Raw genomic sequence first — 15,562 nt, 5'->3', positions numbered from 1 at the left:
GTCCGGACGGCGGGAGGGCCCGGACCCTCTGGAGCTGCCCTCCGGCACCACGGTGCGTTTCGTGCTGCTGATCACGGCGGTGGCCGCGGTGACGGCGATCCTGGTGAACGGGGTCTCGGCCATGGTCTTCACCTCGGTGAACCCGTTGGAGGCCGGGGAGTACTACGAGTGCATGGCCCGCGCGACGGCGGACGCGGCCCGCCGCCGGGCCGCGGACCCGACCGTGGGCATCCCTCCCTCGTTCGCGGCCGACTGCCGTGATCCGCGGGCCGGCACGGGCTGGGTGATCCCCTCCGTCGCCTCGGCGTGCCTCCTGGCGGTCGTCGCCTGCGTCTACGCCTGGCTGCCCGCGTGGCGGACGCGGCGGCGCGGCTACCGCGAGCCGGCCGGCATGCCGCAGCTGTCCGCCTGCCTGGAGGGCCTGCTGGACGAGTCGGGCGTGCGCACCAAGGTCACGTTCCTCGTGGAGCCCCTCAACCCCAAGGTCGCCGCGCTGGCCTTCGGGCGCGTGCGGCAGCGGCGGGTGGTGCTCAGCGGCGGGCTGCTCACGCTCTTCGCCCGCGACCGCGGCGCGTTCCGCACCGTCGTCCTCCACGAGCTCGCGCACATCCGCAACCGGGACCTGGACATCGCCTTCCTCACCATGATCGTGTGGCGGATGAGCGGACCGCCCCTGCTGGTCGCATCGGCCGTGGCCGCCCCGGCCGGCCTCCTCCTCCTGCCCGTCCAACCGGCCCTCACGGCCGCCGTCCTCGCCTTCTGCGTCGGGACGGTCCTCCTGGCCGTGCTGGTCACCCTTCTCAAGAACGCCGTGCTGCGCAGCCGCGAGCTGTACGCGGACGCACGCGTGAAGCAGTGGGAGGGCTCCGCGGAGCCGCTGCACCGGCTGTTCGCCGGCTACGGCCTGGGCTCCGCCCCGCACACGGCTGCGGGCGGACGGCCGGCCGTACTGCGCGTCCATCCGCCGCTCGCCCTGCGCGTCAGGGCACTGGGCGACGACCGCCTCCTGTCCGGCACGGGCTTCTGGGACATGTGCGCGGTGGGGGCGGCGGTGGCGTTCCTCTACGACGTCGTGCGGCTGGGGCCGATCGGCGGGGGCAGCCTGGCGTCTCCCGTCACGGAGACGGTGGCGGCCGTGCTGGGGACCGCGCTGCTCGTCGGTGCGGCGGGGACGGTGCTGTGGCGGGCGTCGGCACAGCCCTTCGGCGGCCCCTCCCCCGCGCAGGTGCGGCAGGCGGGGGTCGGCCTCGGCCTGGGGTTGTGCGCGGTGCGCCTGCTGTCGCCGACGGGCGCGTCCAGTGCCGTGATGCTGGGGGGCAGGGGGCTCACGCTGGTCTTCCCCTACGCCGCGCTGATGTGCCTGTGCGGCTGGGCCCTGGCGCGGTGGCTGACCCTGGCCGCCCGGACGTGGACGCCGGTCGTGGCCCGCAACCGCCGCCCGCGACCGGTGCTCTGCGCGGTCCTGGGGGCGTCCGCCGCCGGTCTCGTCCCCGCGTTCGACTTCCTGATGACCCTGCCGTCCATGACGCTGTACGCGGCGTCCTTCATCGCCCCCTCCTTCCCGGGAGCGCTGGTGTTCGTCGCCGGTACCGCCTACCTGGCCGTGAACCGGGCGGGCTCCCTGCTGACACCGCTGGTCCTGACCGCCGCGGCGGTGCCGCTCGTCGGGCAGCGCGTCGCATGGCGCAGGGGCATGGAGCGCACCTTCACGGGTTTCGGGCCGCTCCGGCCGGCGGCCGGGCGCGTCGTCCGCCTCGGTCTGCCCGCGGGCCTCGCGGTGGCCCTCGTCTGCGTGCCGGCGCTGCTGGTCGTCCCCTCCTGGGGTGCCGTGGTGCTGATCTGTGCGGGCCAGGTGATCGCCGCCCTGTGGGCCGGCCGGGGCTACGCGCCGCTGTCCCTGGCCCGGGGCGTGCTCGCCGCGTACGGCGCGGGGGCGACGGCCGGGCTGGTCATGTTCACGGTCGCGCAGGCTCTCACGAGCTGCCTGGTGGGCACGGGCCCGTGCCGGGTGCACCCCTCCGGCAGCCAGGCCCTCTGGGCGTTCACGGTGCCCTCCGCGGGGGCCGCAGTGGCCTGGGCCTTCCACGCGGCGTTCCGCTCTCTCGGACGGCGGGGCGGAGGAGGCGGAGAGTCCCCTCGCCGAGGACCGGAACCGTCCTCGACGCGCCCTGTCGTTCGGCCGTGACAACCTCGGAGAACGCGGTACAGGGCAGGCAGGACGAGCGGGGCGAGCTGCTGCGGGCCCTCGCAGCCCGGCATACCAAAGTCCACCTCGGCATGCCCGACTTCCGCACCAGCGCCGGCCGACTCACCGACAGCTCTCGCAGCGGCTGACAGCCGTCCGACCAAGGGCCCTCCGCCCCGGCTGCCCTGGTCTCAGGCGCGAGGCGGCAGGACTTCGATGATTTCGGCGATGCCAGCGGCCGGTTGGGCCTCGTGCATGGTGATCACGTCACCGGGCTTCAGATGCTGCCATTGCTCGGGCTGCAGCGGAGCCAGGCGAACGTCGGCTGTCTCTCCAGGGCCGAGCTGCAGCTCGAACTCCACCCAGAGGCGCGCGATGTTCAGATCTTGCTGTCCGTCTGCGGTGCGGTGACCGATGTCCCACAGAGGTCTGAGCTGGCCGTCCCCTGAGAAGGCACTCTGGCGTCCGCTCTCGTCGGCTTCCAGAAAGGTCAAGGTGGCACGGATCGTGCCGTGCTTGACTTCCCAGCCCCGCCACTCGCACCAACGGCGGCTGCGGTCGAGCATCATCTGCCCAGCAGCCTCGGAGAGCATCTCCCAGAACGTGAGGGATACCGGATGGACATCCGCGATCTCGATGAGCACATCGAGCGCCATCTCCCACTCCTGGAGCTCGATCTCCTTGCGAACATCTCCAACCGTCTGGCCGTTCTCTGCCATGGCGTCCTCCGGCAGTACGTCAACGGCTTGGCGAAGGAGTGTGAACGCGTCATCCATATGCGGGATTGTCGCCTGGTCCCGGACGCCTTGTCACAGGTGAACATGCAGAACGCAGCGGCGCGCGACACACCCGGACACTCCAGGGCTCCAAGGTTTCAGACAATTACTTTCAGTGGATCGACCCGCGCATACCCCTGCCGGGCCGTCGGCTGGGCTAGTTCGGATAAGACCAACTCGGCTCGCTCGGCCTGGCCCTCAACGCCATCGTGCCCCGGGCGACTCGCTACATCGACGCCGCCGTCGCCCGACTCCGTGCCGAGGGTCACGAGATCCAGGACTGGGACATCGCCCGGTTGTCCCCGCTCAAGCACGCAACCTCAACGTGCTCGACCGCTACAGCTTCACCGCCTCCACCCCAGCCGCCGACGCACTGCGGCCCCTGCGCAACCCGGAGGCACTGGAACTCGACGACGAGGACGGCGCGGAGCTCACCCGTGGGTAGCCCGGCAGGAGTCGCAGGAGCGAGCTGTGGGGCTCGGTTGTCACACCCCGAGCCCCACACTGATTCCTGTCTCTGGGGCAGATCAGATCGATGCGTTCCTGGGCGATGGGGTAGCCGACCCTCGCGAAGTGGGCGGCCATCGGAACGTTGGTCTGGTCCGTCCCGGCCACGATGCGGTCCACACCCTCGTCAGCGAGCTTATGAGTGGCCTCGACGAGCAGGTCATAGGCGTATCCGTGGCCGCGATACTCGGGAACGACACCGATGTAGCCGATGAGAGGATCTCCGTAGCTGCGGGCGGGGACGCTCAGGCCGACGAGTTCCCCGGCAGGGTTGTAGGCAAGGCGTCACCACTCGCGCGGGCTCGGCAACCAGCGCAGATAGTCCAGTTCTTCCTGGGCGGCCACCTCCAGCCCGGATGCGGCGACGGTGCGGCGCACATGGGCGTCGAGACTGCCCTGGTGAATACGACGGAAGACGTCGAGGATCGCCGCGTCGTCGGGCTCGGGACGGAATTCGAGGCGGCCCGGGCGCGCGGGCACGCCGCAGTCCGGTGTCCAGCGGTAGCGGAACCGCTCGACCAGAGGAGACATTCCTGCGGCGATGACCGCGTCGATCCGGGCCTGGGCCTGCTCCCGGACTGCGGGGACATCGCGCCAGCCGGGCGGCAGTTTGAGTGAGTACTCGGCCTGCAGCGGCGAGTCGCGGAGCAGTTGTACGGCCGCACTGGCGTCCGTGAAGTCGAACCAGTCCAGAGCGACCGGCTTGTCGTCCTTGGGCCCGGCCCACCAAGCTGCCCGCGCAACGACGACGCTGTCACGCAGAGCCACCCAGGTCCACTCAGGGCGGTACTCACCGGCGGCGGCCATCCCGCTGTAGGTGTCGCCGAAGGCGGCGAAGCCGACCAGGCCAGGATCGGGCAGGGATTCGAAAAGTGCTTCCTCGCCTGTGGCGAGGGGGCGGATGACCAGATCGGTCACGTGAGAGGTCCTTCCGGGTAGCGACGCGCTCCCCTTCAGATCCTCGGCGTCCTCGGAACGGGGTGGGAGCGCATGAGAGTCAGCTGACTCACGGTTCCCACCTCCTTTTTGCAGTCGAGGACGCGAGCGGAGCGTAACAGCGTGATCGAATGACCGACAACAGAATTTGGCCTGCCGCACGCACCACATCCCAACCTGCCCAAACGGGGCCCGCAGTACATCGAAACGAAATCCGGCGCCACCGGCGACCCCAGAGCCACGGGCGTCACACACGGACATTCTCATAAGCGCCTCGCGCGCAACGCGGCCGAGCCGATGACGCTGTCCGCCGAGCTCCAGGCCGGCGGCATCCAGCTCGAACTCCTCACCGGCCCCCCTCACCGGGATCTACGACCCCAACGGCATGGGCGCCATGTTTTTTTCGCTGTGCTCGCCGTCGCCGGGCAGATCGGGCGCAACTACATCCGGGAGAAGACTTTTGAAGGCCAGGTCATCGCCGCCTCCAAGGAAGGGCAACCACGGCGGACGCCCGAAGGTCATCGACGATGACATGCTGACCTTCGCCGTCGCGCTCAAGGACAAGGGCGTCCCCGTCCCCGAGATCGCCAAGAAGCTCACCGCCAAGACCGGGAAGAACGCGGGCAAGTCCCCTTCGGTTGCCCAGCTCTACCGAGCCCTCGCCGATACCGATGCCGCCACGGTGGACGACGGCCTGCCGCTGCGCCCCAAGCCCGTCCACATCCGCCGGGCCGAGGCCCCGCTCACTCCTGAGGAGATCGACCTCCGCGACTGCCTCCAAGTCCAGCCCCGCCCGAACACCAAGCTGCGGTAGGCCCGTCAACAGCGGTCCCCAAGCCCATGATCACCGGCTTGGCGTCAACCGCTGTACCGATGTGCCGAGCCCCGCCAATTGCATCGGATGCGAACTCGCGATGGTCGGTGATTTGACCTGGCAGGATGCCGAATTCATCGCCGTAACCAGGGTGATTGTGGTCCTGAAGAGCTCGTAACACGATCTTGTTGAACTGCCCTGGTAGGCCGTGCCCGGTGTGACGATTCGGCCGTTCGAGAGGGTGTGACTACCCGGCCGTGGATCGTGGACGATGACCTGTGGGCGCTGATCGAGCCGCTCCTGCCACCCTGGCCCGAGAAGGCTCCCGGTCCACGGCCCGTGTCGGACCGGTTGTGCCTGCAGGGCATCCTCTACGTCCTGTACAACGACATCGCCTGGCAACTGCTCCCCCTTGAGCTGGGGTTCGGCTCTGGTCAGACCTGCTGGCGGCGCCTCGAGCGCTGGCAACAGGCCGGAGTCTTCGACCAACTGCACCGCGTCCTGCTCGCCAGGCTGCACGCGGCCGGCGAGCTGGACTGGTCCAGAGCATGCGTCGACGGTTCCCACGTCCGCGCCAAAAAGGGGGAGCCGACACCGGTCCGTCGCCGGTCGACCGGCGGAAGACGGGCAGCAAACACCACCTGATCTGCGACGGACGCGGCACCCCGCTCAAGGTCATCACCACCGCGGCCAACGTCAACGACGTCACCCAGACCCTCGCCCTGGTCGACGGAGTCCCACCCGTCGCCGGCCGCCCGGGCCGACCCCGCCGGCGCCCCGAGGCCCTCCTCGGAGACAAGGGCTACGACTCCAACCCCAACCGCCGCGAACTGCGCAAACGCCGGATCCTGCCGGTCATCTCCCGCAAGGGCAGGCCTAACATCAAGGGCCTGGGCAAGCTCCGCTACGTCGTCGAGCAGACCTTCGCCCTCCTCCACCAGTTCAAGCGCCTCGCCGTCCGCTGGGAACGCCGCACCGAGCTCCACGACGCCTTCGTCTCCCTCGCCTGCAGCCTCATCTGCTGGAGACGCCTCAAGAAGGCCAACTCATGATCGTGTTACGAGCTCGAAGCAGGACCTGACGCTACCGGGGCTCGGATCGTGGTTGCCAGCTGTGTCACTCGTATGGATGGCTGGCCTGCGGATTTGCCGCCCTCTCGCATCGGATGCGGTTTTCTCGCACCTAATGCGAGTGACGGAGGGTGGCGGAATGGTGGGGTTCAGCGGGCCGGTGCCAGGGGCGGCGGGACTGCACCTGGTCGACAGGGTGCCTCTGCTGCGGCCGGAGGAACAGGTCTTCGCGGCGATGCTGACCGGCTTCGCTAACCAGCAGCTCTCCCGAAATCTGGCCCGGACAACTGTGGAGGGCCGGGAGAACACGGTGAAGGCATTCGCGACCTACGTGAACGCCCACCCGTGACTGTGGACGCCGGCGATGGTCGACGAGTGGCTCGGTGACCATCGCTCCCTGCGGGACCTGAAGCGCTCGACGATCCGCTCGCGCTCCGAGGCCGTGCGGGCTTTCTGCCACTTCATCACCGATCCGCTCTACGAGTGGACGGCGACCTGCGAGGAGCGGTTCAGCACCCACCCGGTCCAAGTGGTGCACGAGTGGAACACCGCGGTGCACGTCCAGGACAACGAGGCGGACGCGAAGAAGCGCGCATTCACCAAGGCCGAGCTGCACGCCTTCTTTGCACACTGCGACGATGAGGTAGCCCGCATCCGAGCCTTCGGCCGCAAGGGCTGGCTCCCCGCCTTCCGCGACGCGACCCTGTTCAAGACCGCCTACGCCTACGGTCTGCGACGCAACGAGACGCGCATGCTCGACGCCGCCGACTTCGGCCGCAACCCGCACGGCGGCGAGTTCGGCCAGTACGGCCGCGGCCAGGTCCGATTCGGCAAGGCCAAGAAGGGATCCCCGCCCAAACGCCGCGGGGTGCTGACCGTCTTCGACTGGACCCCGGACGTCCTGAACAAGTGGTTCACCAAGGTTCGCCCGCTGTTCGGCACCGACAACAACCCGGCAGCCTGGCCTTCCGAACGGGGCCTGCGGCTCGGATGCCAGCAGATCAACTCCCGCTTCATCGCCTACCGCAAGGCCCTCGGCCTGGACGACGGACTCGACTTCCACTTTCTCCGCAGGTCCTACGTCACCCACCTGCTCGAGGACGGCTGGGACCCGCGCTTCGTCCAGGAGCAGGTCGGTCATGAGCACGCCGGCACCACCTCGCTCTACACCTGCGTGTCCTCGGGCTTCCGCACCCGCACCCTGCGGCGGCACCTGGACTCCACCATCGCCGCGGCCCTTGAGACCCAGCCCGGGAAGCACGCATGAAACGCAAGGTCGGCTACACCTGGCGGCTGCGCGAGGTCATGGCCCAGCACCAGATCTTCACCACGACCGAGCTGGTGCCACTGCTGCGCGAGCGCGGCATCGACCTGTCCGCCTCCCAGGTCCACCGCCTGGTCTCCGGCACCCCGGAACGTCTGTCGTTGCAGGTCATGGCCGCGCTCTGCGACATCCTCTCCTGCACCCCGGCTGACCTGGTGGTCACCACCGCCGAGAACGCCGGAGTCCGCAAGACCGCCACCGGCGACCTGCCCGCCCCGCCCGCGAACGTCGCGAAGCTGCGGCCCCGCGCCGCTCGCATCCTGCCCGACGCATGACCCGCACCTACGCCACCGACAAACAGTACGAACGTTGGTACATGGCCGAGTGCTGCCGCTGCGGCCGCCGCAGGCACAAAGCCGGCACCTGGCCGGACGGATACGTCTGCCGAACCTGCTCGGACCACGCCGTCCGGACACGCGGTACTTGCCCACGATGCGGCCAGGCCCGAGCCCTTCCCGGGCTCCGCCCCGGTGATGGGGCAGCGATCTGCACCACCTGCGCCGGCTTCTCCCAGACCTTCGGCTGCTCACGCTGCGGCTTCGAGGGCAAGCTCCTGCGCGGACGGCTCTGCGAACGTTGCACGCTCACCGACCGCCTCACCGCGCTCCTGGACGACGGCACCGGCCGCATCCGTCCCGCGCTGGTCCCGCTGTTCGACCTGCTGGTGGCAATGGACAAGCCCAGGAGCGGGCTGGCCTGGCTGGAGGTGCGCCGCAGCCAGCCTGGAAACGCCTCACAACTCCTGCATCGGCTCGGCCTCGGCGAAATCCCCCTGACCCACGACGCCCTTCACGAGCTCCAGCCCTGGCGGGCCGCCGCCCACCTGGAAGAACTCCTGATGGCGTGCGGAGTCCTTACCGCGGCCGACAAGTACCTCTGCTCCTTTCAGCGCTGGCTTCCCGGGCATCCGGCTGGCATCGCCGACCCCGAGCACGCCAAAACGATCAAGCTCTACGCAACCTGGCGCGTTCTCCCTCGGCTGAGGGCTCGCGCCGAACGGAGCCACATCACAACGAGCATCCGACGGTTCGCCGCCGAACAGATCAAGTACGCGACCGCATTCCTGCACTGGCTCGGCGAGCGGAACACCACCCTCGCATCCTGCGGCCAGCTCGACATCGACGCGTGGTGGGCCGAGAACACCGAACACGGCCGCACCTGCTTGCGAGCCTTCCTCAACTGGGCCACGCAGACCCGCCACTGCCCAGGCTTCCTCTCCATCCTGGCCATGAAGGTCTCCTGGCGGGCCGCAATGAGCGACGAGGAGCGCCTCGAAGTCCTCGGCCGACTGCTGACCGACACGGAGACACCGACGCGGCTCCGGGTCGCCGGAATCATTGTGTTCCTCTACGCGCAGCCCGTGAGCCGCATCGTCCGACTCACCCTCGACGACATCATCCGCGACGGCGACACGGTGCTGCTACGGCTCGGGGAGTCACCCGCACCGAGCCCCGAGCCGGTCGCTGACCTGCTGCTGAAGCACATCGCGAACCGCGGCAACATGAACACCGCGACCAACCCGGCGTCCCGCCTGCTCTTCCCCGGCCGCAGGGCCGACCAGCCAACCCGCCCCGATCACCTGTCCGCTCTGCTGAACGAGATCGGGGTCCCGGCCTCAGCTGCCCGCGGCGCCGCCATCCGCTCCTCGACATGCCCGCCCCCGTGGTCGCGAACGCGCTCGGCTACCACCACAAGGCCACCACCCGACTCCGCAACGAGACCGGCGGCACATGGAGCCGATACGCCCCCGGAGATCACGGAAGGTCACCAACGGGCTGGACTCCCTGGGGAACCGGCGACAGTTGAATCCGCGAGCCCACCAGTAAGCCGCCGAGTCCTGTTCGCAGCGGGTGACACGATTTTCATGGGCATGGCGGTGCTGCCACCGAGGGTGCACTCGACCTTGAAGTGGAGTCGGAATCTGCGCATGCGGCGGGCCAGGGCGCGGGCTGCCTTGCATCGAACGCTGTCAGCCCGGCGAGTCGTCCCACTCCGACTTGTTCCACTCGGGTAGTCGCCCGTGCAACTGGGCCAATCTCTGCTTGATTTTCGGGTGGTTCGCCAGCGAATCCGGCAGCCGAGTCGTGTGGTTGAAAGCTGCGTTGAGAAGTTTCTTTGCGTTGATGTTCGACCCTCGGAGGTCGGCCCCAACCAGCCAGGCATCCTGAATGGAGTGTTCCTCGAATGTGCACGTTGTCGTGCACATTCGCGTGTCGCGCAGGTCGGCCCTGTCCAGGTTTGCACCTTGTAGCATGGCCGATTCTAGGTAGGCATGGCGGAGATTCGCACCTCGCAGTGCCGCTGCTTGCAGATTCGCAGTCAATTTGGCGTTCTGAAGGTCGGCGCCGTCCATCACCGCATCTTCCAGATTTACTTTAAAGAAGTTCACATTGCGCATGTTTGACCCGATGAGGGTAGCTCCGCCCAGGTCGACGTCATGTAGTTCTGAGCCGCTGAGGTTCGAATTCCTCAGGTACACGCCACGCAGGTCGGCCTTGCGCAGGACAAGGCCCTTCAGCCATGTTCCACTCAAGTCGATGAGGTACAGTCCATCGTATAGCTGGGACTGTGGGTCGTGGCTCTGGTCTCTCGTCGCAAGTACTGTGACAGCAGCAGCCACGTCTCGGTCCAGATACTCAGGGCTCTTCTGCCCAGACTTCGGCGGCACCGCATGCGCGCGGACATACGCGGCCAACACATCTACCACGGTGCCCTGATCCCGTGGCGAGTCCTGCATGATGCGCTTCAACGCGTAGATACCACCAAGTCGTACATCAAGGGAATCATCACCGAGATTCTCTACTGCGGCCGTGTAGCGGTCAGTGATCTGCCCTTCCCGAGTAGCGCGCAACTCCTCCCGGCTGATACTCAACTCCTCCTGCACCTGATTTACCGATCTCTCGGTATGCCAGATGGACACGATGCCCACGATCATTGCCACCAGCACGCCCGCTAATTCGACCCGTCGCACCCAGTCGACGCCCTGACCTGGTGGCCCGACCGCCGTTGCCTCATCTGACGCGACGGCTGCCGTGTCGGTCACGCGAGTGCCTGACTGGAGCCTGGAACCAATGCGCCGAAGTCGAGCGCTGTGAGTCCCTCCCCGGGATGTCCCCCTGACCATGGTCATCATTCAACCCTGACCAGGCACGGCCGACGCAAGGTTTTTGCCGTGTTACCCCCAGGTGGCTGCCAGCATCGGCCTGGAAGTCGGCTCCTTAACGAGGCCAGCGGGACATGGAGCCGACACGCCCCGAGATCACGAAAAGTCACTGCCAGGCTCACCAACACCGGGAACACGCGACAGTTGACTACGCGTCCTCACCAGCAGACCACCGCGTGACCAGCGGTCCGGCTTCGGCCGGTCACGAACCCGCGGCGGCGGCGCGCTGGACCGAGCCGCCGCGCGTCATGCTGTCCGGCTCCGGCGGGCAGCATGATACAAACGCCAGAACTGTCGGGTCCGGTCGGGGAACCGACGGATTGAGGTGGTTGCCTGGACATAATTCGCAGGTGCGCGGCAACGGCAAGGACCTATCCTGCCCGTCATGATCAACTGGAAGAGCATCGAGGCCGCCGACTGCGCCGTGCCCGCAGACCGGCCCATGGACGACCTCGTCCGCGAGCTGTCCCGCGCGCTGGCGGATCCCGATCCGCTGGTCCGGGACGGCGCGCCCCACACCGTCCTCGCGACCTGGATCGCCCGAGGCGTGATCGGGAAGTCCCGGCGGCTGGAGCTGGGCGACGAGATGGCCCTCCGGTTCACCGACCCGCGGGTCGAGGCCCGTACTTTCGCCCCACTCGTGCTCAACATGCTGGTGACCGCGGGGGACTTCAAGGCCGGCTGGGTGGACGCGTTCGAGCGCTGGTACCCGGCCGAGCGGGATCTGCGCGGCCACGACGAGAAGCTCGGCTGGCTGCACGCGGTGGCCCACGGCGCGGACCTGCTCGCCGGCTTCGGCCACCACCCCGAGGTGGCACCGGTGCGGATGCTGGACCTCGCCGCCGCGCGGCTGACGGCGCCCACCGACCACGTCTACGACCAGCTGGAGGACGACCGCCTGGCCCGGGCGATTGCCCGTGTTCTCACCCGCACCGACCTGAGCGAACGCGACGCCGTCGGCTGGCTGGACCCGATCGCCGACCGCTTCGGGGCCGACCGCATCAGCGTCCCGGTGCCCGCCCACATCAGCAACTGCCTGCGCACCCTGCGCCTGCTCTACATCCTCGCCGACCGCGGCGTGCGCCCCACCAGCGAACTGCCCGCACAGCCCCTCCACCACCGCGACGCGGTCAAGTCCGCCGTCGCCACCGTCCTCGACCGGATCGTCAGACGCTGACCGGCCACATCCGGTCCGGCCGGGCGGGCCGACGCGCACGCCCACCACGGACGACGAGGCCGGCACAGGTCGCGCACACCCACGACATCGCGGCCGGGCGGTCCTCCGGGACCGGGCCGGTGCACGCGGCCGGCCGGCGGCACCGCGGGGGCGCCCCGGCGGAAACCGGGATGCCCGGGACCGGCCGCGCCCCCTACCCTCGCCCCCATGAGGCCGCCCGTGTACCCGTCCAAGCCCGTGCCCGGCGACCGCGTGGCGGTCGTCTCCCCCTCCTCGGGGCTCGCCGGGGTCCTCCCGCGCCCGTACGAGCTGGGGCTCGTGCGGCTGCGCGAGGAGTTCGGCCTGGAGCCGGTGGAGTACCCGGCGACGCGCAGGGCGGGCTCCACGCCGCAGGAGCGAGCCGACGACCTGCACGCCGCGTTCGCCGACCCCACGGTCAAGGCGGTGATCGCCACCGTCGGCGGCGACGACCAGATCACCGTGCTGCCGCTGCTGGACCGGGAGCTGATCCGCGCCAACCCCAAGCCGTTCTTCGGCTACAGCGACAACACCAACCTGCTGCTCCTCCTGCGCAATCTGGGGATCGTCGGCTACCACGGCGCCTGCGTGATGACCGAGCTCGGCCGCCCGCACTCGCTCCACCCGATGACCGCGGACTCGCTGCGCGCGGCGCTGTTCACCCCGGGCCCGTACGAGCTGCGCCCCGCCGCGCGCTACCGCGACACCGACCGCGACTGGGCCGACCCGGCCACCTTCGACGCCGAACCGGACTCGCAGCCCGCCGAGGGCTGGACCTGGCACGGGCCGGAGCGGGTCGTCGAGGGCCGCGCCTGGGGCGGCAACCTCGAGATCCTGTCCTGGCTGCTGATGGCCGACCGCGAGATCGAACGCGACCCCGCCGCGTACGAGGGCGGTGTCCTGTTCCTGGAGACCTCCGAGGAGCTGCCCCGCGCCGAGGAGGTGTTCCGCGTCCTGCGATGCATGGGCGAGCGCGGCCTGCTCTCCCGTTTCCCCGCGCTGCTGATGGGCCGCCCCAAGGCGTGGTCCTTCGAGCAGCCCAACGACGCCGGGGCGAAGCGGCGCTACGCCGACGGGCAGCGCGAGGCGGTGCTGCGTGCCCTGGCGGCCTACGCCCCGGACACCACGGCCGTCTTCGACGTGGACCTCGGGCACACCGATCCGCAGCTGGTGATCCCGTACGGCGGCGAGGTGCGGGTGGACGGCCCGGCCCGCCGGATCACCGTGACGTACTGACCGCCGGACCGGGCGGGACCGGGGCGGGCCGGGCCGGGGCCGCGGCTCCGGCCGCCGCGTTCAGGACAGCACGCGGCGGCGGAAGTTGCGCAGCCCCAGGCCGAGGAAGAGCACGCAGAACCCCAGGAGCGCCGGGTAGACGACGTACAGGGACATGTGCGAGAGGTCGGTGAACGCGGCCCGCATGCCCTCGCTGAGGTAGATCAGCGGGTTGACCAGGACCTGGAGCCAGGGGAACCCTCCCACCTCCACCGGCGCCAGCCTGGTCCACTGGTAGTAGGTGCCGCCGAGGAAGACGATCGGCAGCACCACGAACCCGAACATGACGCCGATGTTGCGGGGCTGGAACGAGGTGCCCAGGAGCAGCCCGAGGGAGGTCATCGCGACGCACCCCAGGGGGACCAGGGTGACCAGGACCCACCAGTGGACCGACAGGTCCGGGTGCACGCCCGGCGCGTGCACCACCGCCGCGATCGGCAGCACGATGAGCGCCGAGGTCAGCCCCTGGGCGGCTCCCGAGAGCACCTTGGCCACCGCCACCAGCCAGATGGGGCAGGGAGCCTGCACCCGGTCCTCGATCTCCCGGGTGAAGCCGAACTCCTGGGACATCTGGACGGCGACCGCCTGGATGCCCTGGAACATGATCGCGACGGACACCACCCCCGGCACCAGGACGGTGGCGAACTGCGACTCCCCGCCCGTGCTCCCGCCACCCCCCACGCTCTGCCCGATAGTGGGGAAGACGTAGAGGAACACGAAGACGAGCAGGAAGGGCTGCATGAGGGCCCGGAGGGCGAACTCGCCGAAGTTCTTCCTCAGCACGGTCAGGTCCCGGAGGACGAGCGCGGCCAGCGCCGAGCGGCTCGAGGCCACCGCGGACCTCGTCGGCAGCACGCCGACCCGGTGCGCCGCCGGGCCGGCGGGCGGAGGGAAGGTGTCGAATGCGGCCATCAGTCCCTCAGCTCCTTTCCGGTGAGGCTGATGAACACCGTCTCCAGGGTGCTCTCGGCGACCGAGAGGTCGACCAGGTCGAAGCCGCCGGACTCGGCGCTGTGCACGACCCGGGGCAGCAGCCGGTCGCCGCCCTTGACCTGGAGCTCGACCGCGTCGCCGGCGAGGCGGGTGCGGACGACGCCGCCGACGTCCCGGCGCAGCCGGGCGGCGAGCTCCTCCGGGCGGCCGCGGGCGACGACCGTGACGACGGTGTCGGAGCCGAGGCCGTGCTTGAGTTCGGCGGGGGTGCCCAGGGCCAGGATCCGGCCGTGGTCGATGATCGCCACGCGGTCGCAGTGCTGGTCGGCCTCCTCCATGTTGTGCGTGGTGAGGAAGACGGTCCGGCCCTCGGCGGCCAAGGGGGCCAGCACGTCCCACAGGGCCAGCCGGCTCTGCGGGTCCAGGCCGGCGGTCGGCTCGTCGAGGAAGAGCACCGCCGGGCGGTGGAAGATCGCCCGCGCCACCGAGAGGCGCTGCGCCATACCGCCGGACAGGGCGTTCACCGAGGAGTCCCGCCACCGCGACAGGTGGAACCGCTCGAGGAGTTCGTCGGCGATGCGGCGCGACCGGCGTCGGGGGATGCCGAACAGCAGCCCGTGGAAGTAGAGGTTCTCCCAGACCGTCAGCGAGCGGTCCAGGGTGTTCTGCTGGGTGACCACGGCGATGACCTGCTTGGCCAACGTCGGGTGCCGGACGACGTCGATGTCCCCGATGCGGGCGGATCCCGAGGTGGGCACCACGCGGGTGGTCAGCATCCCGACCATGGTGGACTTTCCCGCCCCGTTGGGCCCCAGCAGCCCGAAGACCTCCCCCTGCCGCACAAGCAGGTCGACGCCGTCCACCGCCGCGAAGTCCGCCTTCGGATAGACCTTCGTCAGGCCGGCGGTGCGGACCGCGGGCACCGCGCCGTACTCCCTCGGGGCGGGCTGCCACGGAACGGCCTGCCCAGAGGCGACCTCCCCCGTATCGGGCAGGGGCGGGACGGCCTGCCCCGGGGTGGACCGGGGCGGGAAACTGCCCGATTCGGGTGTCGCCATCGCTCACCTCGCCGGCACCGGCAGGAGCCGTCGGCCGGTCGCGCCGGCTCCCCACCCATCGTCCGCCCGCGCGTCCGGCGCCACAAATCGCCGGCGCCCGGGCCGGGACCGGACCGGCGCCCCGCGGCCCGCGGCCCTCGCCCCGCCGCACGCCTGCGCCCCGCGCCCTGCGCCGTTCCGTCCGGGTCCGCCTTGCGACGGGGCCGCTGTCAGCTCTCGCCGGCCTCCAGGACTGTTTGGGCGAAGCCGGTCAGCGCGTAGTGGCGGATGTGCGCAGTACCAGGCTCGCCGGGCACCTGCTCGCTCCGCGGTCGTGCCCCTGCGGA

The 15,562-nt window shown here is 69.7% G+C and carries 14 protein-coding genes and 2 pseudogenes; 11 read left to right on the top strand and 5 right to left on the bottom strand.

The genetic code is table 11. The features are described 5' to 3' along the window. The first annotated feature begins 61 nt into the window (after positions 1-61). Positions 62-2,185 (top strand): M48 family metalloprotease, encoded by a 2,124-nt coding sequence (locus tag GQS52_RS26250; RefSeq protein ID WP_182316020.1) that lies wholly within the window; start codon positions 62-64, stop codon positions 2,183-2,185. A gap of 191 nt (positions 2,186-2,376) precedes the next feature. On the opposite strand, the gene GQS52_RS26245 is transcribed toward GQS52_RS26250, so the two are convergent. After that, entirely contained in the window at positions 2,377-2,961 is a 585-nt protein-coding gene (locus tag GQS52_RS26245; RefSeq protein WP_259370996.1) for a hypothetical protein, read from the bottom strand. A gap of 170 nt (positions 2,962-3,131) precedes the next feature. On the opposite strand from GQS52_RS26245, the pseudogene GQS52_RS28495 reads away from it, so the two are divergent. Continuing rightward, positions 3,132-3,406, top strand: a pseudogene (locus GQS52_RS28495) (Tn3 family transposase); the annotation flags it as partial. Between the two features lie 80 nt (positions 3,407-3,486). Here the strand turns inward: GQS52_RS28495 and GQS52_RS26235 are convergent. Then, a pseudogene (locus GQS52_RS26235) lies at positions 3,487-4,386 on the bottom strand (GNAT family N-acetyltransferase); the annotation flags it as partial. Between the two features lie 171 nt (positions 4,387-4,557). Here GQS52_RS26235 and GQS52_RS26230 point away from each other — a divergent pair. The 7 genes from GQS52_RS26230 to GQS52_RS26205 all read left to right on the top strand — a co-directional run bounded on the left by GQS52_RS26230 (position 4,558) and on the right by GQS52_RS26205 (position 9,626). Further along, the gene (locus GQS52_RS26230) at positions 4,558-4,935 is read left to right on the top strand and encodes a recombinase family protein (RefSeq protein ID WP_346268281.1); all 378 of its coding nucleotides are present in this window, start codon (positions 4,558-4,560) and stop codon (positions 4,933-4,935) included. A 1-nt stretch (position 4,936) separates the two neighbouring features. Next, on the top strand, positions 4,937-5,218 hold the full coding sequence (locus tag GQS52_RS26225) for a hypothetical protein (RefSeq protein ID WP_182316018.1): 282 nt from the start codon (positions 4,937-4,939) through the stop codon (positions 5,216-5,218). 243 nt (positions 5,219-5,461) lie between these two features. Then, positions 5,462-6,270 (top strand): IS5 family transposase gene (locus tag GQS52_RS26220; RefSeq protein ID WP_182316017.1). Its coding sequence is split into 2 segments (ribosomal slippage): positions 5,462-5,810 and positions 5,810-6,270, totalling 810 coding nucleotides; the frame shifts between segments, so codons are not numbered across the junction. A 157-nt stretch (positions 6,271-6,427) separates the two neighbouring features. Then, the gene (locus tag GQS52_RS28110) at positions 6,428-6,637 is read left to right on the top strand and encodes a hypothetical protein (protein ID WP_259370995.1); all 210 of its coding nucleotides are present in this window, start codon (positions 6,428-6,430) and stop codon (positions 6,635-6,637) included. 15 nt (positions 6,638-6,652) lie between these two features. Beyond that, the gene (locus GQS52_RS26215; protein WP_259370994.1) at positions 6,653-7,555 is read left to right on the top strand and encodes a site-specific integrase; all 903 of its coding nucleotides are present in this window, start codon (positions 6,653-6,655) and stop codon (positions 7,553-7,555) included. After that, positions 7,552-7,887 (top strand): helix-turn-helix transcriptional regulator, encoded by a 336-nt coding sequence (locus GQS52_RS26210; protein WP_182316016.1) that lies wholly within the window; start codon positions 7,552-7,554, stop codon positions 7,885-7,887. The genes GQS52_RS26215 and GQS52_RS26210 overlap by 4 nt, the downstream gene beginning before the upstream one ends. Further along, on the top strand, positions 7,884-9,626 hold the full coding sequence (locus tag GQS52_RS26205; protein WP_259370993.1) for a hypothetical protein: 1,743 nt from the start codon (positions 7,884-7,886) through the stop codon (positions 9,624-9,626). Before GQS52_RS26210 ends, GQS52_RS26205 begins: the two co-directional genes overlap by 4 nt. Here GQS52_RS26205 and GQS52_RS26200 read toward each other — a convergent pair. After that, on the bottom strand, positions 9,582-10,655 hold the full coding sequence (locus tag GQS52_RS26200; protein WP_182316015.1) for a pentapeptide repeat-containing protein: 1,074 nt from the start codon (positions 10,653-10,655) through the stop codon (positions 9,582-9,584). The two genes, GQS52_RS26205 and GQS52_RS26200, sit on opposite strands and share 45 nt — an antisense overlap. Positions 10,656-11,160: 505 nt before the next feature. Between GQS52_RS26200 and GQS52_RS26195 the strand changes: the two genes are divergently transcribed. Both GQS52_RS26195 and GQS52_RS26190 read left to right on the top strand, forming a co-directional pair. Beyond that, positions 11,161-11,952 carry a DUF2785 domain-containing protein gene (locus tag GQS52_RS26195; RefSeq protein ID WP_182316014.1) on the top strand — a complete coding sequence of 264 codons (792 nt, stop codon included), beginning with the start codon at positions 11,161-11,163 and terminating at the stop codon, positions 11,950-11,952. 207 nt (positions 11,953-12,159) lie between these two features. Continuing rightward, entirely contained in the window at positions 12,160-13,206 is a 1,047-nt protein-coding gene (locus GQS52_RS26190; RefSeq protein WP_182316013.1) for a S66 peptidase family protein, read from the top strand. Positions 13,207-13,266: 60 nt separating this feature from the next. Here the strand turns inward: GQS52_RS26190 and GQS52_RS26185 are convergent, their stop codons facing one another. Then, on the bottom strand, positions 13,267-14,157 hold the full coding sequence (locus GQS52_RS26185) for an ABC transporter permease (protein ID WP_182316012.1): 891 nt from the start codon (positions 14,155-14,157) through the stop codon (positions 13,267-13,269). Next, a complete protein-coding gene (locus GQS52_RS26180) occupies positions 14,157-15,236 on the bottom strand; it encodes an ATP-binding cassette domain-containing protein (RefSeq protein WP_182316011.1) in 1,080 nt (359 codons plus the stop codon). Before GQS52_RS26180 ends, GQS52_RS26185 begins: the two co-directional genes overlap by 1 nt. Between the last annotated feature and the right edge of the window lie 326 nt (positions 15,237-15,562).

The organism is Streptomyces sp. SCUT-3 (assembly GCF_014083985.1).
Classification (GTDB): domain Bacteria; phylum Actinomycetota; class Actinomycetes; order Streptomycetales; family Streptomycetaceae; genus Streptomyces_H; species Streptomyces_H thermolineatus.
The sequence above is the reverse complement of the archived record's forward strand: the minus strand, read 5'-3'. Positions and strand labels throughout refer to the sequence as shown.

Bases quoted from the DNA above. Each gene is read 5' to 3' on its own strand.
- GQS52_RS26245 (WP_259370996.1), bottom strand. From the start codon at position 2,961: ATGGATGACGCGTTCACACTCCTTCGCCAAGCCGTTGACGTACTGCCG.
- GQS52_RS26225 (WP_182316018.1), top strand. From the start codon at position 4,937: ATGCTGACCTTCGCCGTCGCGCTCAAGGACAAGGGCGTCCCCGTCCCC.
- GQS52_RS28110 (WP_259370995.1), top strand. From the start codon at position 6,428: ATGGTGGGGTTCAGCGGGCCGGTGCCAGGGGCGGCGGGACTGCACCTG.
- GQS52_RS26215 (WP_259370994.1), top strand. From the start codon at position 6,653: ATGGTCGACGAGTGGCTCGGTGACCATCGCTCCCTGCGGGACCTGAAG.
- GQS52_RS26210 (WP_182316016.1), top strand. From the start codon at position 7,552: ATGAAACGCAAGGTCGGCTACACCTGGCGGCTGCGCGAGGTCATGGCC.
- GQS52_RS26205 (WP_259370993.1), top strand. From the start codon at position 7,884: ATGACCCGCACCTACGCCACCGACAAACAGTACGAACGTTGGTACATG.
- GQS52_RS26195 (WP_182316014.1), top strand. From the start codon at position 11,161: ATGATCAACTGGAAGAGCATCGAGGCCGCCGACTGCGCCGTGCCCGCA.
- GQS52_RS26190 (WP_182316013.1), top strand. From the start codon at position 12,160: ATGAGGCCGCCCGTGTACCCGTCCAAGCCCGTGCCCGGCGACCGCGTG.
- GQS52_RS26185 (WP_182316012.1), bottom strand. From the start codon at position 14,157: ATGGCCGCATTCGACACCTTCCCTCCGCCCGCCGGCCCGGCGGCGCAC.
- GQS52_RS26180 (WP_182316011.1), bottom strand. From the start codon at position 15,236: ATGGCGACACCCGAATCGGGCAGTTTCCCGCCCCGGTCCACCCCGGGG.